Source organism: Streptomyces sp. NRRL S-455 (assembly GCF_000717875.1).
Taxonomy (GTDB): domain Bacteria; phylum Actinomycetota; class Actinomycetes; order Streptomycetales; family Streptomycetaceae; genus Streptomyces.
Map to the genome: position 1 here is coordinate 51671 of NZ_JOCT01000011.1, position 21019 is coordinate 72689.

At 72.4% G+C, this 21019-nt stretch carries 20 protein-coding genes and 3 pseudogenes; 9 read left to right on the forward strand and 14 right to left on the reverse strand.

The genetic code is table 11. From position 1 onward, the window contains the following. Positions 1-47: 47 nt before the first annotated feature. Positions 48-215, forward strand: coding sequence for a hypothetical protein (locus IE97_RS42505; RefSeq protein ID WP_199809814.1), 168 nt, complete (start codon positions 48-50; stop codon positions 213-215). A 64-nt stretch (positions 216-279) separates the two neighbouring features. Here the strand turns inward: IE97_RS42505 and IE97_RS0114975 are convergent, their stop codons facing one another. Genes IE97_RS0114975 through IE97_RS0114985 form a run of 3 tightly spaced genes read right to left on the reverse strand, consistent with a single transcriptional unit; the run spans position 280 to position 3209 of the window. Next, the gene (locus IE97_RS0114975) at positions 280-1221 is read right to left on the reverse strand and encodes a 3-oxoacyl-ACP reductase (protein ID WP_030238609.1); all 942 of its coding nucleotides are present in this window, start codon (positions 1219-1221) and stop codon (positions 280-282) included. Between the two features lie 11 nt (positions 1222-1232). Beyond that, complete coding sequence (locus IE97_RS0114980; protein ID WP_030238612.1) at positions 1233-2309, reverse strand: Zn-dependent alcohol dehydrogenase; 1077 nt, start codon at positions 2307-2309, stop codon at positions 1233-1235. Between the two features lie 42 nt (positions 2310-2351). Further along, complete coding sequence (locus IE97_RS0114985; RefSeq protein ID WP_030238616.1) at positions 2352-3209, reverse strand: MaoC/PaaZ C-terminal domain-containing protein; 858 nt, start codon at positions 3207-3209, stop codon at positions 2352-2354. A 314-nt stretch (positions 3210-3523) separates the two neighbouring features. Here IE97_RS0114985 and IE97_RS0114990 point away from each other — a divergent pair, with 314 nt between their 5' ends. Further along, the gene (locus tag IE97_RS0114990; RefSeq protein WP_030238621.1) at positions 3524-4750 is read left to right on the forward strand and encodes a polysaccharide pyruvyl transferase family protein; all 1227 of its coding nucleotides are present in this window, start codon (positions 3524-3526) and stop codon (positions 4748-4750) included. A gap of 50 nt (positions 4751-4800) precedes the next feature. Here the strand turns inward: IE97_RS0114990 and IE97_RS0114995 are convergent, their stop codons facing one another. Next, entirely contained in the window at positions 4801-5580 is a 780-nt protein-coding gene (locus IE97_RS0114995) for a class I SAM-dependent methyltransferase (protein WP_030238624.1), read from the reverse strand. Positions 5581-5811: 231 nt separating this feature from the next. Beyond that, complete coding sequence (locus tag IE97_RS0115000; RefSeq protein ID WP_030238627.1) at positions 5812-7263, reverse strand: MFS transporter; 1452 nt, start codon at positions 7261-7263, stop codon at positions 5812-5814. 218 nt (positions 7264-7481) lie between these two features. On the opposite strand from IE97_RS0115000, the gene IE97_RS0115005 reads away from it, so the two are divergent. From IE97_RS0115005 to IE97_RS0115015, 3 genes are all read left to right on the forward strand, one after another. Further along, entirely contained in the window at positions 7482-9221 is a 1740-nt protein-coding gene (locus IE97_RS0115005) for an MFS transporter (protein ID WP_030238631.1), read from the forward strand. Positions 9222-9564: 343 nt separating this feature from the next. After that, the gene (locus IE97_RS0115010; RefSeq protein WP_030238635.1) at positions 9565-10215 is read left to right on the forward strand and encodes a class I SAM-dependent methyltransferase; all 651 of its coding nucleotides are present in this window, start codon (positions 9565-9567) and stop codon (positions 10213-10215) included. 107 nt (positions 10216-10322) lie between these two features. After that, positions 10323-10610 carry a hypothetical protein gene (locus IE97_RS0115015; protein WP_030238639.1) on the forward strand — a complete coding sequence of 96 codons (288 nt, stop codon included), beginning with the start codon at positions 10323-10325 and terminating at the stop codon, positions 10608-10610. A 63-nt stretch (positions 10611-10673) separates the two neighbouring features. Here IE97_RS0115015 and IE97_RS43765 read toward each other — a convergent pair. Further along, positions 10674-10779: pseudogene (locus tag IE97_RS43765) on the reverse strand (IS5/IS1182 family transposase); the annotation flags it as partial. 201 nt (positions 10780-10980) lie between these two features. Here IE97_RS43765 and IE97_RS0115020 point away from each other — a divergent pair. Together IE97_RS0115020 and IE97_RS0115025 are read left to right on the forward strand one after the other, a co-directional pair. After that, complete coding sequence (locus IE97_RS0115020) at positions 10981-12207, forward strand: MFS transporter (protein WP_030238642.1); 1227 nt, start codon at positions 10981-10983, stop codon at positions 12205-12207. Between the two features lie 93 nt (positions 12208-12300). Next, entirely contained in the window at positions 12301-12942 is a 642-nt protein-coding gene (locus IE97_RS0115025) for a TetR/AcrR family transcriptional regulator (RefSeq protein WP_030238645.1), read from the forward strand. Between the two features lie 62 nt (positions 12943-13004). Here the strand turns inward: IE97_RS0115025 and IE97_RS38475 are convergent, their stop codons facing one another. Together IE97_RS38475 and IE97_RS0115035 are read right to left on the reverse strand one after the other, a co-directional pair. Then, the gene (locus tag IE97_RS38475; protein ID WP_158708295.1) at positions 13005-13262 is read right to left on the reverse strand and encodes a response regulator transcription factor; all 258 of its coding nucleotides are present in this window, start codon (positions 13260-13262) and stop codon (positions 13005-13007) included. Positions 13263-13985: 723 nt separating this feature from the next. Further along, positions 13986-14180 carry a hypothetical protein gene (locus tag IE97_RS0115035; RefSeq protein ID WP_158708296.1) on the reverse strand — a complete coding sequence of 65 codons (195 nt, stop codon included), beginning with the start codon at positions 14178-14180 and terminating at the stop codon, positions 13986-13988. A 208-nt stretch (positions 14181-14388) separates the two neighbouring features. On the opposite strand from IE97_RS0115035, the gene IE97_RS0115045 reads away from it, so the two are divergent. Then, entirely contained in the window at positions 14389-15447 is a 1059-nt protein-coding gene (locus IE97_RS0115045; protein ID WP_051704981.1) for a LysR family transcriptional regulator, read from the forward strand. On the opposite strand, the gene IE97_RS0115050 is transcribed toward IE97_RS0115045, so the two are convergent. The 3 genes from IE97_RS0115050 to IE97_RS0115060 are packed head-to-tail and all read right to left on the reverse strand — an operon-like array spanning position 15382 to position 17976. Further along, positions 15382-16005 (reverse strand): TetR/AcrR family transcriptional regulator, encoded by a 624-nt coding sequence (locus IE97_RS0115050; protein ID WP_158708297.1) that lies wholly within the window; start codon positions 16003-16005, stop codon positions 15382-15384. The two genes, IE97_RS0115045 and IE97_RS0115050, sit on opposite strands and share 66 nt — an antisense overlap. Next, the gene (locus IE97_RS0115055) at positions 16002-17213 is read right to left on the reverse strand and encodes a chorismate mutase (protein WP_051704982.1); all 1212 of its coding nucleotides are present in this window, start codon (positions 17211-17213) and stop codon (positions 16002-16004) included. The genes IE97_RS0115050 and IE97_RS0115055 overlap by 4 nt, the downstream gene beginning before the upstream one ends. A 1-nt stretch (position 17214) precedes the next feature. Beyond that, positions 17215-17976: an AfsA-related hotdog domain-containing protein gene (locus IE97_RS0115060; protein WP_030238663.1), complete on the reverse strand. Its 762-nt coding sequence runs from the start codon at positions 17974-17976 to the stop codon at positions 17215-17217. Between the two features lie 365 nt (positions 17977-18341). Between IE97_RS0115060 and IE97_RS40270 the strand changes: the two are divergent. Further along, a pseudogene (locus tag IE97_RS40270) lies at positions 18342-18892 on the forward strand (thiamine pyrophosphate-dependent enzyme); the annotation flags it as partial. On the opposite strand, the pseudogene IE97_RS41470 reads toward IE97_RS40270, so the two are convergent. From IE97_RS41470 to IE97_RS0115080, 3 genes and pseudogenes are all read right to left on the reverse strand, one after another. Then, positions 18880-19106: pseudogene (locus IE97_RS41470) on the reverse strand (chorismate synthase); the annotation flags it as partial. The pseudogenes IE97_RS40270 and IE97_RS41470 overlap by 13 nt on opposite strands. A gap of 10 nt (positions 19107-19116) precedes the next feature. Then, positions 19117-19728 carry a transferase hexapeptide repeat family protein gene (locus IE97_RS0115075; protein ID WP_030238665.1) on the reverse strand — a complete coding sequence of 204 codons (612 nt, stop codon included), beginning with the start codon at positions 19726-19728 and terminating at the stop codon, positions 19117-19119. 36 nt (positions 19729-19764) lie between these two features. Then, entirely contained in the window at positions 19765-21003 is a 1239-nt protein-coding gene (locus tag IE97_RS0115080) for an FAD-dependent monooxygenase (RefSeq protein WP_030238670.1), read from the reverse strand. Positions 21004-21019 lie beyond the last annotated feature (16 nt).

A 21019-nucleotide genomic window follows, 5' to 3' on the forward strand; every position in this document is an offset into this window, starting at 1 on the left:
TCACCCGGCTGTAAGAAAGATCATGTTGACGGGGTGAATTCCATCCGATGAGCGACGCCAGCACGAACCAGCCGCACACGGGCGACGTCCAGGAGATCTCCACCGGCCCGGGCCGGCACCGTGGCGAGGTCTCCACGCAGGTCGGCGAGAAGGCTCCGCGCGGCCGTCACCGCAAGCCGGTGGCGGAGAGCGAGCAGACCGGGACGGCGGCCTGAGGGCACGTCAGTCACGGACGAGAAAGCGGCCCTGCCCCTCCCGGGCAGGGCCGTCTCTCTGTCCTCAGCCGCGTTTCAGCCCCAGCACCTCCACCGCCGCGAACGTCTCCCCCGCCGGCCGGTCCGCGTAGTACGCCCCGAGCACGGCCTCCAGCTCGTCGTACGTGAAGGTGTTTTGCTTGCTGTCGAACCGGGCGGCGACCCGGGGCCGTTCGACGACCGCGACCATCCCGCCGTGCACCACGAGGAGCTGCCCGTTGACGTGGGCGGCGGCGGGTGAGGCGAGGTAGCAGACGAGGGGGGCGACGTGCTCGGGAGCGAGCGGGTCGAGGCCGCCCGCGGAGGGCGGTTGGACGCCCGCGAAGACGTCCTCGGTCATCCGGGTGCGGGCGCGGGGGCAGATGGCGTTGGCCGTCACGCCGTACTTGCCGAGGGCGAGGGCCGTGGAGGTGGTGAGGCCGACGATCCCGCCCTTGGCCGCCGCGTAGTTGGGCTGCCCGGCGGAGCCGGCGAGGAACGCTTCCGAGGAGGTGTTCACGATCCGCCCGAACACCGGCTCCCCGGCCCGCTTGGACCGCTCCCTCCAGTGCGCGGCGGCGAACCGGGTGGTGTTGAAGTGCCCTTTGAGGTGGACGCGGAGCACGGCGTCCCACTCCTCCTCGGCCATCGAGAACACCATGCGGTCGCGCAGGATGCCCGCGTTGTTGACCAGGATGTCGAGCCTGCCGTACTCGGCGACGGCCAGTTCGACCAGTTCGCGCGCCTGCTGGAAGTCGGAGACGTCGCCGGTGTGCGCGAGGGCGGAACCGCCCGCCGCCCGGATCTCGGCGGCGACCTCCTCGGCGGGTCCGGCCGAGGCCTCGCCGGTGCCGTCGCGGCGGGGCTGCCCGTAGTCGTTGACGACGACGGCGGCGCCGAGCCGGGCGAGTTCCCGCGCCTCGGCCCGGCCGAGCCCGCGGCCCGCGCCGGTGACGATCGCGGACAGTCCCTGGAGCGGGAGCGGCATGGCGGCGGTCCTCACAGCTCGATGCAGGTGCGCAGGGCGGTCCCGGTGCGCATCTGGTCCAGGGCCTCGTTGATGTCGGCGAGCGGGACCCGGTGGGTGATCAGGCCCGCCAGGTCGAGCCGGCCGGCGCGCCAGAGGGCGATGGCGCGTTCGTAGGAGCGCAGGACGTCGCCGCCGCCGTACAGGGACGGCAGGATCCGCTTCTCGTCGAAGAACAGCTCGAACATGGTGAGCTGGAGGACGTCGTCCATGGCGCCGGCGCCGACCACGACGAGGGTGCCGCCGCGCCGGGTGGTGTCGTACGCGGTGCGTGCGGTGGCCGACCTGCCGACGACCTCGAAGACGTAGTCGAAGCCCTCACCGGCGGTGATCTGCTGCTTGGCGTCGGCGAGTTCGTCGGGCGAGACGGCCTTCGTGGCCCCGAACCGCAGGGCCGCCTCGCGCCGGGAGACGACCGGGTCGACCGCGACGATCTCGGCGGCCCCGCGCAGCCGGGCGCCCTGGATGACGGAGATGCCGACGCCCCCGCACCCGATGACGGCCACGGACGAACCGGCCTCCACGTCGGCCGTGTTGAGCGCGGCGCCCAGCCCGGTCGTCACCCCGCAGCCGATGAGGGCGGCGATGTCGAAGGGCACGTCGTCGGGTACCGGCACCGCGCATCCGGCGTCGACGACGACCTCCTCGGCGAAGGTGCCGGTGCCGGCGAAACCGAAGACCTCCCCGCCGGGCCGCCTGAAGTTGGGGGTGCCCGCGTTCATGAACCCGGCCAGACACAGCTGGGTCTGGCCGCGCCGGCAGGAGGGGCAGGTGCCACAGGCGGGCAGCCAGCACACGACGACCCGGTCACCGGCCTTCAGGTGGCCGACGCCCTCGCCGGCTTCGAGGATCTCCCCCGCTCCCTCGTGTCCGGGTACGAACGGCGCGGGTTGCGGCAGTACCCCGCTCATCGCCGACAGGTCGGAGTGGCACAGCCCCGTGGCGCGCACCCGGATGCGCACCTTGCCGGGGCCGAACCCCACCGCCTCGACATCGTCGAGGACCTCCAGCTTGTCCTGGCCGGTCTCGTGCAGTACGGCTGCGCGCATGGTGCGGGCTCCCCTCGTACGGCGTCTGGAACTCACGGGAACTCAGGTGTGGTCGACCGTGGTGTCGGCGAGGACGGGCGTGTCCTCGCGCTCCACGGCGCTGACCGCGACCCTGGTGGACTCCGGCGTGTGCCACATGCGGATCCGCAGCGTCTCCCCCGGGTACACGACCCCGGCGAACCGCGTGGTGTACGACCGCACCCGGGTCACGTCACCGCCGAGCAGCGTGTCGACGACCGCCTTGAGCGTGATGCCGTAGGTGCACAGTCCGTGCAGGATGGGCCGTTCGAACCCGGCGACCTTGGCGAACTCCGGGTCGGCGTGCAGCGGGTTCCGGTCGCCGGAGAGGCGGTAGAGCAGGGCCTGGTCCTCACGGACCCGTCGTTCGACGGTCCGTGCGGGTTCGCCGGTGGGGGGTTCGAGCCGGCTGGAGGGGCCGCGGTCACCGCCCCAGCCGCCCTCTCCGCGGACGAAGATCTGGGCGTCGTTGGTCCACAACGGGCCGTCCGGGTCGGCGACTTCGGTGCGCAGCACGAGGACGGCGGCCTTGCCCTTGTCGTAGACGGCGGCGATCCGGTTGGTGGCTGTCGCGGTGCCCTCCGCGGGGATCGGGCGGTGGAGCACGAGGCTCTGGCCGCCGTGCAGGACGCGGGCGAGGTCGACGTCGACGCCCGGCATGGACAGCCCGCTGGTCACCCCGGGTTTTCCGCCGCCCGCGACGGTGGCGAAGCTCGGCAGGACGTGCAGCCGGGACTCCAGGGTGTAGCGCAGCTCGTCGGGGTCGGTGGCGGGGACTCCGGCGCCGATGCCGAGGTGGTAGAGCTGCACGTCCTTGCGGTCCCAGGAGAGTTCGCCGGTCCGGGGTTCGGCGGCGAGCGCCTTGGCTGCGTCGATGGGCATGGGGCTCCTGATCGCCGTGGGAAGGGCTTCGGCATCACCGTGGGAAGGACCTCGGCACGGCCGTCCGCACCGTCGGCCGCACCGAGGCCGTCTCGGGCCGAACTGGAACGCGTTCCAGTCCTGGGTCTTTGTATAGCCCAGGCCCGCACACTTGTGAAGGCTCCTGACGTCACGTCAGATCGCTCCCCTGGCCCGCCCCGCATCCGGGCCGACAGGGCCGGGACCTCAGCCGGGCAACGTCGGCGTGTACGTTGGCCGTTGGTCCGCGCCGCAGTCCTCGGCGGCGCCGGTTACGGGCTAGGGAAAAGGAACACATGGCACGCGTCGCCGTCATCACCGCGCCGAACATCGGTTACCGCAACACCGGCATGCTGACCGTCGACCTGGCTTTCGAGTCCCTGCGGCGGCGTATGGCCGGCGAGGTCGACGCGACCTGGTACACCCTGCACACGCCGGAGACCGTGCCCCTGCGCGACTGCGCACGCGGCACCGCCTTCCCGTTCCGTTTCCACCCCCTGGCCGAGCACCTCGACGCGCTCCGCGAGCACGACGCGGTCGTCTTCTGGGGCGACTTCCTCCACACCCGGCACTACCTGGAGCAGGACGCCACCAACCGCCTGCTCGACTTCGGCTTCGCCGAGGACCGTGACGCCGCCCGGAACCTGCTGAACCGGACCCTGCTGTTCGCCGACCAGCCGGACGAGCTGCTCGCCCGGACCCTCAGCTACGGCGGGACGATCCTGCACAACTCGCAGTCCGACTACGAGGACAAGGAGTACGGTCCGCTGTTCTCCCGACTGGTGACGCGGAGCCACCGCGTCTGGGTGCGGGACCCGCTCTCGGCGGCGAAGATCGCGCACCTGCGCGAGGACCGTACGACCGACTACTTCGGTTCGGACGCGGCCCTGCTGTCCCGCCCCGGCGACCTCGACCACCTCCCGGCCACCGAGTGGTCCCGGTCCGTGCCGGACGGCGGAGCGATCGGCGTGTTCCTGGGCGCCCGTACGCCGATCCCAGAGTGGCTGCCCGCCTTCTGCCAGGGCCTGTCCGACCGTCTGGGCGCCCCGCTGGAATGGCTGCCCTGGTTCGACCGGGACGTTCCCGCTCCGGTCGGGCACATCGCGCCCCGGCCCGGCCGGCACACCATCGGCGACCTGCTGGGCGTGCTCCCCCGGTACCGGCTGGTGATCACGGACACCTACCACCTGGCGGTCAACGCCTGGGGCGCCGGCACCCCGGCGGTGTGCGTCGGCGCGCCCGAGCCGGCGCCCAAGACCCACGACGACTACCTGACGCTGAGCGATGTGAAGAAGCACGTCTTCCACATGGCCTACGACGCGACGGATTTCTACCTGTCCACCCTCCCCGACACCGAGGAGGGCCACGAGCGCCGCCTCGACCGGCTCGTCCACCTCGTGGAGGGCGGCGGCGCCGACGCCGTGGCCCGGCGCATCCGCGCTCACGCCGACCATTCGGCGTCGGCGTTCACCGGAACACTGGCCTCACTGCTCGGCACCCCCCGGCCTGCCCTGGGCCGGTGACCGGCGGAGCCGCCCCGCACCGCCGGTGGGAGACCAACCGCACCGAGGCCCTACGGCAAGCCCGCAGCCAGGGCCGGCGGTGAGTCCGGCTCCCGCCGGAACAGCGCCGTCCACAGGAAGGACTCACCGAACCACGCCGAGTCCTCCGGCTCGTCCCGCATCCGCCGCAACTCGACCTCGGTCAGTCCCGAGAAGATCTCCCGCAACGACTCGGGGGTGTACGCGAGTCCGCCCCGCAGCCCCGAGGCCGCCGCACGGTAGAAGTCGGCGTCGGACAGTTCCGATCCCATCCCGCCGGCCCCGGCCGCGAAACAGGTGAGGCCGAACAGACCGCCGGGGGCCAGGACCTCGTCCAGCAGCCTCAGGTAGCTGAGCCTCCGGTGCGGGGGCAGGTGGTGGAAGCAGCCGGAGTCGAAGACGAGGTCGTACGGGCCGGTGAGTTCCGCACCGGCGAGTTCGAACGCGTCGCCGCAGAGGAACCGCACGTTCCCCGCCCCGGCCGTACGCGCCCGCTCCCCGGCCCAGTCGACCGCGGCCGGGGCCAGGTCGACCGCGTCCACATCGAAGCCCCGCTCCGCCAGGTACAGCGCGTTACGGCCCGGACCGCACCCCAGGTCGAGCGCCCGCCCGCCGCTGACCAGCCCCCGGTCGAGACAACTCACCAGGCTCTCGTCCGGCTTGGCGACGAAGAACGGCACCGGACGGGAGCGGTCGGCGTAGAAGCCGTCCCACCAGTCGGCACCCCGCTCCGTCCACCGGTCGGCCTCGGGCGCGAAGAGCCCGTCGAGCAGGGCGAGTACGTCGTCGACGGTGCGTATGTTCCGGTCCATCCGGTCCCCCTTCCGCGTCCCGCAACCGTACGTGCGGGACCGGAGAAAGGCCAGGTCAGGGCTGGTTTCCTGGCGCCGGTGAAGCGTCCTGTGCGGCCCGCCGCGACACCGGCGCGCACCCCGCCGGCACATCACCGCTGCCCCGTACCGAAACAGTGGCGGAGCGCCGCCCAGGGGCCCCCGCGCCCCCTTCGCGGGCAACGCGACGCGCGCTGTTTTCCGTCTGCGGCCCTACCGCTCCCCCGCCACCCGGGGCAGCCAGAGCCACATCAGCAGCGCCCCCGCGGCCAGCACCCCGGCCCCGGTCCGGAACGCCAGCGCGTACCCCTCCGTCAGGGCCGCCGGGGTGCCGCTGCCCGCCGTTCGGGCCACCGCCAGGGTCGACAGGACGGCCAGGCCCAGCGAACCGCCCATCGTGCGGGAGGTGTTGACGAGGCCGGAGACCAGGCCGGCCTCGCCGGGGGCCGCGCCGGACGTGGCCAGGGCGGCGAGCGGGGTCGCCGCGAGGCCCGCGCCGAGCATCATCAGGATGCCGGGGAACAGGATCGCCGTCGCGTACCCGCCGTCGGGAGTCATGGTGGACTGCCAGGCGAAACCGGCCATGGCGACCAGTGTGCCCAGCACCGCCACGTTGCGCGGGCCGACCGTCGGCATCAGCCGGGGCGCGAGCTTGGCGCCGAGGAGGACGGCCAGGGAGCTGGGGACCAGGGCGAGTCCGGCTTCCAGGGGCGTGTAGCCCAGGACGTTCTGCGCGTACAGGGTCATGAAGAACCACATGCAGAACATCGCGGAGCCGCACAGGAACATCGCCACGTTCGCCGACGACACGGAGCGGAGCCGGAGCAGGCCGAGCGGCATCAGCGGGCCGGCCGTCCGGGCCTCGACCACGAGGAACAGGGCGAGCAGGGCGAGCCCGGCGAGCAGTGGCAGCAGCGTGGCCGGTGCGGTCCAGCCCGCCGCCTCCGTCTGGGAGATGCCATAGGCGAGGGTGCCGAGGCCGGCCGTCACGAACAGGGCGCCGGGAAGGTCGAGCCGCCGCCCGTCACCGGCCCGGCCCTCGACGAGGAACCAGCCGGCCGCGCACAGCACCACGGCTCCCACCGGCACGTTGATCAGCAGCACCCACCGCCACGACAGTGTCTCCACCAGCAGCCCGCCGACCAGACCGCCCGCCGCGCCACCGCCGGCACCGACCGCCGTCCAGGTGCCGATGGCCCGGGCCCGGGCGGCACCCTCCGGGACCGACGCGGTGAGGATCGTCAGCGTCGACGGCGCCAGCACCGCCGCGCCCAGCCCCTGGACGGCCCGTGCGAGAAGAAGCTGCCAGTCGTCCTGCGCCAGCCCGCCCGCCAGCGAGGCCAGGGTGAACAGTCCGAGCCCGACGAGGAACATCCGCTTGCGGCCGTAGAGGTCCCCGGCCCGCCCGCCGAGCAGCATGAACCCGGCGAAGGCGATGGCGTAGGCGTTCACCACCCACTGCAGGCCCTGCTCGCTGAGCCCCAGCCCGGCCCGCATCGAGGGCAACGCCACGTTGACCACGGACACGTCCAGCACGACGAGGAACTGCCCGGCACAGGTGAGCGCCACGACGAGCCACATCGGAGGCGCGCCACGCGGACGCAAGCGGGACAGGCGGGACGGGCGGGCTGTGGCGGTGTCGGCGGATTCGAGCATGCCTGTCATGCTCTCAACCGTCTTACTCCCATGCCATCGGGATTTCGCCGGGATCCGGCCTCGGTCCCGGGGACTAGGACCCCCGCAGCGGCCCCGTACCCCCAAGGAAAGGTCAAGTTTTCGTTAGGGTGCCAAAGCAACGGAATAGTTGCCTGGACGTACAAGGTTCAGAGACCACGTATCCACGTACCACGCACGTCCGATCTCCGGCCTGGAGGCCCCTCTCAATGACGCAGACGACGACAGACCGTCCCGCCGGCGGAGCGAGCGGGGCCGTGGTCCCGGTGCTCGCCTTCGCGGGGATCGTTGTCGCGGTGATGCAGACCCTGCTCGTCCCGGTCATCAAGGACCTGCCGCAACTGCTGGACACCGCCCCCAGCGACGCCACCTGGGTCCTGACCTCGACGCTCCTCTCGGGCGCGGTGGCCACGCCGATCATGGGCCGCCTCGGCGACCTCTACGGCAAGCGGCGCATGCTGATCACCAGCCTGGCCGTCATGGTCGTCGGCGCCCTGGTCAGCGCGTTCACCAGCGATCTGCTGCTGATGATCACCGGCCGGACGCTCCAGGGCTTCGCGATGGGCGCGATCCCGCTCGGCATCGGCCTGATGCGGGACATGCTGCCCCGGGAGCGGCTCGGCTCGGCGATGGCCCTGATGAGCTCCTCCATAGGCGTCGGCGGTGGCCTCGCCCTGCCCGCCGCCGCCCTGGTCGCCCAGCACAGCGACTGGCACGTCCTGTTCTACGGCGCCGCCGGCCTCGGTGTCCTCGCCATCGCCCTCACCCTGCTCGTGGTGCCCGAGTCGCCGATGCGCGCCGAGGGCTCCTTCGACCTGCCGGGCGCCATCGGACTGTCCGCGGGGCTCGTACTCTTCCTGCTGCCGATCACCAAGGGGAGCGACTGGGGCTGGGCCTCCGGCACCACGCTGGGTCTGTTCGGCGCCGCCGCGGTCGTCCTGCTCCTGTGGGGCGTGATGGAACTGCGCGTCAAGGCCCCGCTGGTCGACCTGCGCACCACCGCCCGCCCGGCGGTCCTCTTCACCAACCTCGCCTCGATCATGGTCGGCGTCTCCTTCTACGTCGTCTCCCTGGTCCTGCCGCAACTGCTCCAGCTGCCGAAGTCCACCGGCTACGGCCTCGGTCAGTCGATGGTCGTCGCGGGTCTGCTCGTCGCGCCGCTCGGCCTGACGATGATGCTCACGGCACCCGTCTACGCCCGGCTGTCCGCGAAGTACGGCCCCAAGGTGACCCTGATCCTCGGCCTGATGATCATCGCGGTCGGCTACGGCGCCGGCCTCGGCCTGATGAGCGCCCCCTGGCAGAGCCTGGTCATCTCGGTGCTGCTGGGCGCGGGCATCGGCCTCGCCTACTCCTCGCTGCCCGCGCTGATCGTGGGCGCGGTCCCGGCCTCGGAGACGGGGGCGGCGAACGGCCTCAACACCCTGATGCGTTCCATCGGCACGTCGGTGTCGAGCGCGGTGATCGGCATGGTGCTGGCCGACACCGCGAACACCGTCGGCGGCGTGGAGATCCCGACGATGCACGGCTTCCGGGTCTCGTTCCTGATCGCGACCGCGGCGGTCGCCGTGGGCCTGGTCCTGGCGCTGTTCCTGCCGGGCGCGCGCCCGTCGCGGAAGCCGCAGTTGCGCGCCGGCAGTGAGGAGGACGCGGCGCTGGAGCGCGCCGAGCAGGCGCTGCGCGGCTTCCAGGGCCGGGTGCTGGCCGCCGACGGCAGCCCGGTCGCCCGCGCCAAGGTCACGCTCATCGACCGGCACGGCCGCCAGGCCGGCACGACCCTGTCCGCCGAGGACGGCGCCTACACGCTCACCGTCCCGGGCGGCGGGTCCTACGTCCTGGCCGCCCGCGCCCACGGCCACGGCCCGCTTGCCTCGTCCGCGACCCACACGGGCGACGAGCGTCCGGTCGACCTGGACCTGTCCCTGCCGGGCGAGTCGGTCCCCGCCTGAGCCCGTTACCAGTCGGTGCCGTTCCTGAAGACCGAGCAGGAGTGAGCCCGAGCAGTCGCCCGCCCCGAACGGTCTTGGGCACGCTGGTCCCCGGCGTACTCGCCCCCGGGGCGGCGACACGCATCCTGTGCGCGGTCCGCGCCCGGGAGGCCGGTTCCCTCGCGACCTGGCCAGGTGGGTACGGCCAGTGGCGGCGGGGAGGCCCCGGACCATCTCTCTGGGGAGCGGGGGGGCTCGGCCTCATGCACTCTCCTCTGACAGCAGCCGCCCACCCCCTGCCTGCCTCCGGCAGGGAGTACGGCACGATGGGCGCCCGGACAGCCGTACGACCGAGAGGACCCTCATGCCCGCGGCCCCGAAGCCCGAGATCCTGGCCGCGTTCGAGGCGGCGAAGGGGTTCATGCCGGCCGAGGAGGGTCTTGCCCTGTACGCGGCGGCCGTGGAGGCCGGCCGGCTGGGGCTGCCGCTCCTCGAAATCGGCACGTACTGCGGCCGGTCCACGATCCTGCTCGCCGACGCGGCCCGCGGGGCCGGGGTCAGCGCGCTCACCGTCGACCACCACCGGGGCAGCGAGGAGCAGCAGCCGGGCTGGGAGTACCACGACCCGGAGACGGTGGACCCCGAGCTCGGCGTGATGGACACGCTGCCCACGTTCCGCCGCACCCTGCACCGGGCGGGCCTGGAGGACCACGTGGTGGCCCTGGTCGGCCGCTCCCCGCGGATCGCCGCGTTCTGGAACACGCCGCTCGGCTTCGTCTTCATCGACGGCGGCCACACCGACGAGCACGCCACCGCCGACTACGAGGGCTGGGCCCCGCACGTCGCCGAGGGCGGTCTGCTCGCCATCCACGACGTCTTCCCGGACCCGCAGGACGAGTTCACCGGCCAGGCCCCGTACCGCGTCTACCTCAGGGCCCTGGCCTCCGGCGCCTTCACGGAGGTCTCGGCGACGGAATCCCTGCGGGTGCTGCGCCGCACGGGGCCGGGCGTCTGAGAGAACGGCTGGGCGGGTGAACCGCGCCCGTTCCGCCCCCGCCCGGTCGGCCCACGGGCGGCGTGGCGAGTCGGTGGAGGGCCGTCGCTGCCCAAGGATCCGGGCGCGTGGCACACACCTTCGCAGAGCTCGTGGAGAAACAGCGCGCGGCAGACGAGGCGTACGCCCGCGTGCGGCAACTGCAGGACGCGTACGGCCCGCCCACCCAGACCAAGTGGAGCGACCAGCAGACCACCACCTGGGAGACCGCCTGGCGTGCCTGGCGCGACCTCGCCCGCGACGTCCAGGCGGCGGTGACCGCGTACGCGAAGCAGGAGGAGACATCGCGTCAGGAGATCGAGGCGCGGGTGAAGGAAGCGGTACGGCACGGGAGCGGCGGAGAGGACGGGGCTTGAAGCGTGTCGCAGAAGGCAGTGATCACGCAGCCTGAAGCGAGCGGTTGACGTGTGTGGCCATCCGGCGCGGGCGAGGTCGTGCATGCGGGCGACGGCCTGGGTCGGCGTGGTGGAGGCCGACGCCGCGCTGCCGGCGGTCACGCAGGATCTTGTAGTTCTTCCTGTGTCCTCCGCGCCGGCACGCGGTCCCCCGACCTCAAGATGTGATCCGGGTCGCCATGCCCGCGCCCTGTTCGTTCAGCATCCCCTGGCCATCCCTGCCCCGTTGAATAGACGCGACGACTAGTCTAGTCTCTGGATTAGACGCAACGGTAAGTCTCGGCATGTGCCGCGCCTTTCCGCACTCAACCGCTCACGAGAGGCCACTTCAGTGGGGAACTCGACCGTCCGCGCCGTCGACCGGGCCGGCGCTCCAGAGAGGGCACGCGGCGGCGGCCTCGCCGTGTTCAGCGTGGCCTTCGCCTTCTGGATCACCATGGCGGGCACCACCGCGCCCACCCCGCTCTACCCGCTGTACGGCGAGGAGTTCGGCTTCACGCCGTTCACCGTGACCGTCGTCTTCGCCGTCTACGCGCTCGGCGTCGTCCTCGGGCTGCTGGTCTTCGGCCGGCTCTCGGACCAGGTGGGACGCCGTCCCGTCCTGGTCGCGGCCACCCTGCTGTCCGTGGTCGCCGCGGTGGTCTTCCTGCTGACCCAGAGCGTCGCCGCGATGCTCGTCGCCCGGGTCGTGTCCGGCTTCTCCGCCGCCCTGGTGACCGGCGCCGCCACCGCCTCCCTCACGGAGCGGCTCGGGCAGCACAGCCGCATCAAGCCCGCCACCCTCGCGTTGTTCGCGAACATGGGCGGCCTCGCCTGCGGCACGCTGATCGCGGGGATCCTGGCGGACCTCGCGCCCTCCCCGCTGCGCACCCCCTGGGTCGTCATGCTCGTCCTCGCCGCCATCGGCACGCTCGGTGTCCTCGTGAACGGGGAGAGCTCCGCCCACCGTTCCGGCTTCTCGCTGCAGGTCCAGCCGCTGCACGTCCCCGCCGAGATCCGCTCGGACTTCCTGCGCTCCGCGATGGCGGCGGGCGCGGGCTTCGCCGTGCTCGGCGTCCTGACCGCCGTGACGGGCCTGTTCCTGGGGACGGTGCTGCACGAGTCCAGCCACACCCTCACCGGACTCGTGGTCTTCATCGCCTTCGCCTGCACCGCCCTCGGACAGCTTCTCGTCCGCACCCTCAAGCCCGCCACCGCCCTGCCCGCCTCGTGCCTGGGCCTGATCGTCGCCTCCGGTCTGATCGCCGCCGCGATGGCCACCAGCACCCTGGGTCCGCTGCTCGTCGGTGCCGCGGTCAACGGACTGGCGACGGGCATCGCCGTCGGTCACGGCATCGGCGGCATCACCACGCGCAGCGCCCCCCAGCACCGGGGCGCCTCGGTCTCCACCTTCTTCGCCATCCTGTACTCGATGCTGGCGGTGCCCGCGATCGGTGTGGGCGTCCTGATCCGCGAGACCAGCCTCCGCCCGGCCGGCGAGACGTTCAGCGCGGTGGTCGCCGCGCTCTCCCTCGGCGTCCTGCTCAGCCTGGTGCGGACCGGCCGGAAGGCCGCCTGAGCGGGCCTGCCGTGAACCGGTTCACGGCAGGCCCGCTGTGCCAGAATCACAGCGACGGACACGATGCGAAGGGTTGACGGAACCATCAGCGCCATGCGGAAACCACCAGCGGCCGGCGAGAAGACCACGGTCGTCAGCCGAACCGGCCCACGCCGCAGCGAGAGCGTCCGGCTCGCGGTGCTGCACGCCGCGGACGACCTCCTGGTCGAGCGGGGCTTCGCCGCCCTGACCATCGAGGGCATCGCCCAGCGCGCGGGGGTGGCCAAGCAGACGATCTACCGCTGGTGGAAGTCGAAGGTCGACATCCTCCTCGACACCCTCACCGATGACGCCCGCGAGGCCCTGGAGTGGCGCGCGGACGAAAGCCGCGGCGTCGAGGAGGCCCTCACCTCCCATCTGCAGCGGGTGGCCGACTTCTTCGAGGAGCCCGCCGGCCAGGTACTGCTGGCCCTCCTGGGCCACGCCCAGCTGGACAGCGAGACGGCCGCGTCGCTGCGGGCCGGGTTCCTGAGGGAGCAGCGGGAGCGCGACATGGCCGGCCTGCGAGATCTCCTCGCCCGCGACCATGACCTGGCCGTCGACGACCGCACCCTCGACCACCTCGTGGATCTGCTGCTGGGTCCGCTGTACTACCGGGTCCTGGTCTCCGGTTCCCCCATCGACAAGGAACTGGTGGAGACGACGTCCCGTCTCGTCCTCGCGCTCGCCCGCGAGCCGTCGACCCGGAACCCCTGACCTCGGACCGACCTGTGCGGGTGGCCCCCGACGTGTCGTCGGGGGCCACCGGCACGCGACGATCAGTGCAGGCTGATGCAGCCGCTCCTGATCCCCTCGATAACCGCTTCGGTACGTGATGCCGCGCCCAGCTTGATGAAAATCGAGTGCAGATGGACCTTGACGGTGCGCTCGGAAATTCCTAGGAGTCGGGCGACCATCCTGTTGGAGTTCCCCTCCTTGATCCCGTTCAGGACCTGGCGCTCCCGCGGCGTGAGTGTCGATACCGTTCGGGCCGCCACGCGATCCGACAGCACCTGCTCGGGCTCCAGAGTGGCCACTAATGCCTCTGACGTCGGACGGGATGTGCGAGACATGTACTTCCCCCTGCCATGCATGGTCATCACTCATCAAGACGTGCACGCGAGAGCCACTGCCCACGCAGCCGCATCTTCAACGATTACTCGTCGCGAAAACAGTATATGAGCGCCACCGAAAACCATGGATTAAACGTGAGTTACTTCATATGTAATGGTTGCACCCTAAACCTCCTCTCACCCGGACCGTCCGGGTAGCCGGAAGTGAGGATTCCACTCAAAGAAAAATGCATGTTGCATACACTGCAGTGAATAAAGTGTCGAACGATCAATAAAGTGGAACTCGTAGGCGGAATACCGTCTCGCACCTCATCATTCGTTTTCCGTGCGGGGAGTGCGGCGCCTACCTCTTCATCCACTCCGACCTGGGCACCGGTCGGCTCGACGTCTCGCAGACCCTGGTGGCGGTGGCCTGTTTTCGACGTGCTCGCACAAGAATGTCTTCCTCTCTGTCTCCGAAGCTTCTCGACATCACCAGGAATCGCGGACATCGGCCGAATACTTTGCGCATGGGTGCATCCATATAGCGGCGGCGCTCCGGGACAATGGTTCGGGAAAGCTGTACACCGTTGATCTCCACGAAGGAAACGAATACGCCGAGGTGATCGTGGGTGAGGCGGTGGAGGTGATGTCTTCGTTCCCCGAGCGGATCGGCCTCCCGACGTCGTCCGCGTCTCCGAGCCCCGGTCACGCCGTCGCGCTGTGGACCGCTTTGAGCGGTGGCGGCAGTTCGCGGTCGAACTGCGCCGGGAACAGCCGTTGCCGGACCCCCGGGTATTCCGCCACTCCGGAATGCGCGCCGGGACCCTCGGCATCAATCGTGTCCTTCGTCGCGATGTACTCCTTCTTCTTTCTCAACGGCCAGTACCTGATGAACGTCAAGGCTGCGGGCTGCTCGTGGCCGTCGTCGCTGTGCGGCCCCTGCACCGCACCCCGCGGCCCGCCTCCCGGCGCAGGTACGGGAGGCGTTCACCACGGGAATGGCCGAGTCGTTGCGGTTGATCGGCCTCCTGTTGCTGGTGGCGGCGCTCCTGGTCATAGCGTGGCTGCGTCCCCACGCCGGAGAGCCGACCACGTCCCAGGAGAAGCATTGAGCCCAACCGGTGTCGACGACCCCGGCCAGGACGGCGACTGGGCGGGCGAGCTGCCCGGCGCCCCGGCGTCCCGTGTGGACATGCGGCTGTTGCCCGCCCTTGACGCCCTGTTGCAGGAGGGGAGCGTCACCGGGGCGGCCGAGCGGCTGGCGCTGTCCCCGCCCGCCATGAGCCGTGCGCTGTCCAAGATCCGGCGCACGCTCGGCGACCCCGTGCTGGTGCGGGCCGGGCGCGGTCTGGTCCCCACGCCGAGGGCGCTGGAGCTCCAGCCCAAGGTGCGGGCCCTGATGCGGGAGGCCGAAGCCCTCCTCGCCCCGAGCCGGCAGGAGGACCTCTCGCAGGTCAGCAGGACCCTGACCATCGTCGCGGACGAGGCCTACGCCGCGGTGCTGGCTCCGGCGCTGCTGAACCGGGCCAGCGCGGAGGTGCCGCTCGCCCGGTTCACGTTCACGGTGGAGAGCACCCACGGCAGCGCGCCGTTGCGGGAGGGTGCCGTGGACATCGAGGTGGGGATCATCGACGAGTGCAGCCCGGAACTGCGGATCGAACCGCTCTTCGAGGACCGGTTCGTCGGAGTGGCGCGATCCGGACATCCTCTGCTGACCGCGGCGGTGAGCGCGCAGGCGTTCACCTCGGTCCGGCACGTCAGCGTCTCCCGCAAGGGCCGTATGACGGGTCCGATCGACGGTGCGCTGCACGCGCGCGGTCTGCGACGGGACGTCATCGCCTCCGTGCCGAACTACGGTGAGGCGTTGCTGATGATCGCGTCGAGCGACCTGGTGACCGCGATGCCCCACTCGCTCGCCGCCAGCGCGCGGCAGTCCGTGGGCATCGAGCTGTTCGACCTTCCGGTGGAGACCGACCCCATCAACATCTGTCAGGCCTGGCACCCCCGCCACGAGACCGAGCCCGTGCATGTGTGGCTGCGGCACGCCGTCCGCGCCGCGCTCACCCGGTCGGCGCCCCCGGCCCGGCCCGGCGGACGGTGCTCAGGTCCGTCCGCCGGTCAGGAGGCGGACCGGGCCGTCGAGCAGGACGTCGACGGCCGACGGTGACGGCGGCCCCGCCCCGTCGCCGGGGCCGCCCCGCTCCACGGCGGCGGCGACGACCGCGCCGACCAGGAGCCGGGCGGCGAGCCGGGGAGCGATGTCGCCGCGCACGTCGCCCTGCGCCACGGCCCGTTCCAGCAGATCGGCCAGCCGCCGGACCACCTCGTCACGGCCCACGGCGTCGGGGGCCAGCGGGCCGGGCTCGCCGTCCGGTCCCCAGAACAGGGCGTACCGGCCCGGGCCGGCCGCCGCCGCGCCGGCCAGCCCGCGCAGCAGCCCGGTGAGTTCGTCGACGGGCCGGCCCGTCCCGGCCGCGCTCGCGGCCAGCAGCGCCCGCACGTCCGCGCGGACCGGCCCGGTGATCGCGCGCAGCAGCTCGGCCTTGCCCGTCACGTGGCGGTACAGCGCCGCCTTGGTGAAGCCGAGGCGGGCGGCGATGTCGCTCATGCTCGTCGCGTCGTAGCCCCGCTCGTGGAACAAGGCCGTCGCGGCCGTGAGGACGTCCTCACGGCCGCGACGGAGGCGGGGCGATGGTGTCGCCGTCGTGGCCGGTGGCGGGTTCACCGCGGTGACCGCCCCCGGCACATCTCCAGCAGCGCCTCGGCGACGCCCGCTCCGCCCTCCCCCAGCTCCTCGGCGTACCGGCCCCGGATGGAGACCTCGCGCCCGGAGTCGACGTGGGAGCCGCCGCTTCCGGTACGGATCCGCTGGATCTCCCGGGAGGTCTCCAGCCGCTGCTTGAGCGTGCCGATGAGGAAGCGGTCCAGGGCGTCGATCTGTTCGCGCAGCCGGGCGATGTCCCCGGACGCGGACTCCGTCGAGCCGTCTGCTTCGGAGGTGATCTCGGTGCGCATCGTCTTGCTCCGTTCGTACGACGGGACATGGGCCGCCGAGGGGTACGACCCGAGGGACCTCAGCCCGGGCACGCGCAGCCGCAGCAGGCCGACGGCGCGTGCGGTCGCGGGCCGGTCGGTGCCGCCCGGGCAGTCGGCGAACAGGACCGATCCGCTGCGTCCGTCGGACACGGCCCGCAGGGACACGGCCCGCAGGAAGGGGTGGCGCCGCAGGCCGTCCACCAGCCCGTCGACGTCCTCCGGCCGGCCCTGGAGACGCCCGACCAGCGACGTGCGGTCGGCCCGGGCCGGGTGCGGGGTGCCCGGTCCGCCGGGGCGCGCGCACAGCAGGAACCGGGTGGCCGCGCCGGCGGTGTCCTGTATCCCGGTGACCAGGACCTGGAGACCGTAGGGGGCGGCGGTGAAGTCACCGGCCACGGCGGCGTCGCACTCCCCGTCCCTGACCCGGCGCGCGGCCTCGGCGTTGGACGGCGCCGGGATCCACCGCGCCCGCGGCACGCGCCTGTCGAGCCATCCCGCGACCTGCGTCCCGGCGTGCGGATGGCCGCTCACCGTGCCCACCCGCGCGAGGGGCGTGCCGGGGCGGACCAGCAGGGCGAACTCGACGGGGAGCACGACCTCCCTGAGCACGGTCAGCGCGGGTGACTCGGCGAGCGCGCGCACCGTGTCCGCGACGACGCCGGCCACCGTGTTGTGCACGGGCAGCATCGCCGCGTCCACGGCGTCCCGGCACACCAGGGCCAGGGCGTCCGCGGCGGTGGCGGCCGGTGCCAGCGGGGAGCCCGCGGCCTCCGGGAGCGAGCGCAGGGCCAGCTCGGTGAAGGTGCCCTGCGGGCCCAGATAGGCGAACCGCCGCTCCGGGTACGGGAGTCGGCCCGGCGCGGGCCGCGCCGGGGTGTCCGGTACCGGCGTCCTCATGTCACGCGCTGGCCAGAGCGGCGTCCATGGTGCTCGCCACCGCGCTCTTGGCCCGCCGCAGTTCCTTGTCCTCCAGCAACCCCGGGGCGAACGCGGCCGCGTCGATGGTGACGGTGGCCGCGGCCCGTCCGGCCTGCTCCACCTCCACCGTCGTGCGGAAGGTGAGCCGGCTGGGTTCCGACACCTCGGACTCGTCCACCGTCAGCCGCAGGGTGGCGCCGACGGGGAAGAGGAAGTTGGAGAAGGTGGTGTTCATGGAGTTGAGGACGATGTAGTAGCGCTGCTGCGGCCAGCGGGCCGTGAAGTAGCGCTCCACCACCGCGACGAGCATCTGGCGGGCCGCCTCGACGGCCACCATGCCCTGTACGTGCACGCGGTCCTGGACGTCCACGAGCAGTTCGTTGTGGTCGTGCAGGCGGAGAGCGGCCTCGTACGTGGTGTCGTCGACCTGGGTGAGTCCGGCGACCAGCACGTTGTCCTCGCGCGCCTTGTGCAGGTCCTGGCGGCGGGCGGGCTGCCCGGTGGAGTGCACCAGCACGATCCGGTCGTCCAGCTGCCGCCGGGCGACGGCGTCCTGGAGGTAGGAGATCTCGAACTCCCCGATCCCCTGGCCGGCGACCACGTGCACCGGCCCCTCGACGGTGTCCAGGTCGCCCGCGTCGAGCGAACGGGCCAGGCGCGAGAACGTCTCGGCGCCGACGGCCTCGGCGAAGTCGCGGAACCGGTCGCCGACGACGAGTCGGGAGGTGGCTGAGCTGCTCATGGACATGCCTCCTGGCGGGGAAAGGCCGCGGTCATGCGGAGCCGCGGAAGTGCATTCAGCGTGAAGTCCCCGAAAGGCGCTCGCCAGTCGCCTGTTGGGAGTAGGTACGAGGTACTAGCCGTATCGGCCGACTGCCGTCGCCACGGCGCGGCGCGAATGCTGGTGCGGGGTCGCCGGCTCCAGGCCGCGGGTGTGCGCACGGCAGTCACGGCCCCTGTCCCCGCGGCCGAAGGAGCCTCATCCACATGTCAGTTCTTGATCCGCCGGGCGTCGCCGAGGACGACGTGACGGCCATGCCGCCCGCCTCGCGCCCCCTGAGCCTCATCGACGGCCCGGACGGCACCCGGGCCCTGGACGACTCGGTCCTGGCGCTCCATCCGTCGACCACGGGGCAGGAGGCCTGCGAGGTGGGCGCCGTCCTGGCCCTCGACCGCCAGGACTGGATCTTCCCCACGTACCGGGACACGCTGGCCCTGCCGGTGTGGGGCGTCGACCCCGTGGAGGTGCTGACGCTGCCGCGGGGGGACTGGCACAACGGGTACGACGCAGGCCGCGCGGCGGGCCCGCGAGGGCGGCGGGCCCGACGCTCGTGGAGGCGGTGACGTACCGCCTCGACGCGCACACCAACGCCGACGACGCGACCCGCTACCGCGACGCGGCCGAGGTGGAGTTCTGGCGCCGCCGGGACCCCGTCGACCGCATGGAGCGGCACCTGCGGGAGCGCGGACTGCTGGACGACGCCGGGGTGGACCGGGCCCGGCGGGAGGCGGAGGAGACGGCCGCGGACCCGCGCGCCCGCCTCTCCGCGGACCCGTCCCCCGACGCCCTGGACCTGTTCGAGCACGTCTACGCCCGGCGAACCCCCCAGCTCGACGAACAACGCGCGCTGATGGCAGCCGAGTTGGCGGCGGCCGCCGCCAGAGTGGGACCGTGCCGCACCCCGCCCGGAAGGTGACCTCGTCCCGCTCGAACTTCATGCGCGCACCGCGCCCCTAGCCGAGCCGGCGCCGGGCCAGGTGGTCCGCCACCATCTCCGTGGTGATCGGCACGCCGGCGGGAAGACCCTCCAGCGTCGCGACGAGTGCGGGACCGTCGGACTCCCCCGCGGTCAGCCGGCGCCACTTGCTCAACGGTGCTCCTTCAGCGGGACCGGAACGCGTGCAGGGTGACGTGCTCGGGCTCGCCGGGCCGGGCGGGGGCCGGGGCGGCGGCGCGTTCGGTGGCGGCCTCCGCCGGGTGCAGCCCGGTGAGGCAGCGCTGGGCCAGCTTCTGGTACTGGGCCGTCCCGTTGCCCTTCCAGGCGATCTCGTCGGCGGTGAGCTCGCGCACCACCTTGGCCGGGCTGCCCGCCACCAGGTGCCGCTCCGGCACCTGGAAGCGGGACTTGACGAAGCTGCCGGCGCCGACGAAGGCCTGCTCCCCCACGACGACCCCGTCCATCAGGACGGACTTCATGCCGATCAGGCTGTCCCGGCCCACCCGGCAGCCGTGCAGCACACTCCCGTGGCCGACGTGCCCGTCCTCCTCCACGACGGTGTCGGCGCCGGGGAAGCAGTGCAGGACACAGCCGTCCTGGACGTTGGAGCCCGCCCGGAGTGCGATGTGCCCGAAGTCGCCCCGCAGGCTGGCGAGGGGGCCGACATAGCACCCGGGCCCGATGTCGACCGACCCGATCAGTACGGCGTCGGGATGCACGAACGCCGTCGGATGCACGACGGGGACGTTCCCTTCGAAGGAGTAGATCCTTGCCATGTGTCTCTCACCGTTCGTCGATGGTCGTCGGGCCGGTCAGGTCGTCGCGGGCGCCGCGGGCGCGGCCGGGGTTCGGGCCGGTGCCGTGGCCGGGCGCAGGGAGCCGAGGGGGTCGTGCCCGTGGATCCAGGCGAGGTCGTCGGGCAGGCCGGCCAGGCGGACGTTGCGGGCCTCGGCCTCCGGTCCGTCGGGCAGCTGGAAACAGCCGGCGTTCTTGCGGGAGCCCGCCTGCAGCAGCCGGGTGCGCGGTCGGCGCAGGCGCTCGTAGGCGCGCAGGGCCGAGGGCACACCACCGGCGTCCGTACCCGCCAGGAGGTGGGCGAGGACCACCGCGTCCTCCAGGGCCTGGTTGGCTCCCTGGCCGTGGTGCGGCAGCATCGCGTGCGCGGCGTCGCCCAGCAGGGTCACGGGGCCGGAGCTCCAGGCGCGCTGCGGTTCCCGGTCGTACAGCGCCCAGCGGCCCGGGCGTTCGCAGGCTCCGAGGATCCCGGTGACGAACGGGTGCCAGCCGTCGAAGGCGGCCAGCAGTTCCGCGGCGTCGCCCTCCGTGGACCAGGACTCGACGGTCCACGTGCGGTCGGGCACGACGGCCAGGAAGTTCAGCGCGCTGCCGTCCGCCACCGGGTAGGCGATGAAGTGCCGGCCCGGTCCGAGCCACAGCCACAGGACCGGCTCGGCGAGTTCGGGAAGGTGCCGCAGCCGGTCCATGGGGACCAGGGCGCGGTATCCGCTGGTCCCCGAGAACACCGCCTCGTCGGGACCGAAGAGGCTGTGGCGGACCGCGGAGTGGATGCCGTCCGCCCCGACGACCGCGTCGGCTTCCGCCTCGCTGCCGTCCTCGAAGCGGATCACGGCGCCGGCGGCCGTCTCCTCCACTCCGGTGCAGCGCGCGCCGAGGCGGACGTGCTCCGTGCCCAGTTCGGCGAGCAGGGCCTGCTGGACGGCCGCCCGTTCCACGGTCCAGAAGGGGGCGCCGAAGCGTTCCTCGTACATGCCGGTGAGGCGGTGCGACACCATGGACCGGCCGGTGCGCCAGTGTCGGAAGTCGGCCCGTACGGGCTGGGCGGCCGCTGCGGTCAGCCGCTCGGCGACGCCCAGTTCCCGCAGGGCCCGGTGTCCGTTCGCGCCGATCGCGATCCCCGCTCCCAGGTGGGCCAGGTGCCGCGCCTGTTCGTGGACGACCACCTCGACGCCCTGCCGCCGCAGTCCGAGCGCGGCGGCCAGGCCGCCGATGCCGCCGCCCACCACAGCCACATACGGGCGTTTCCCGGCCATGGCTTCTCCTCTCCTG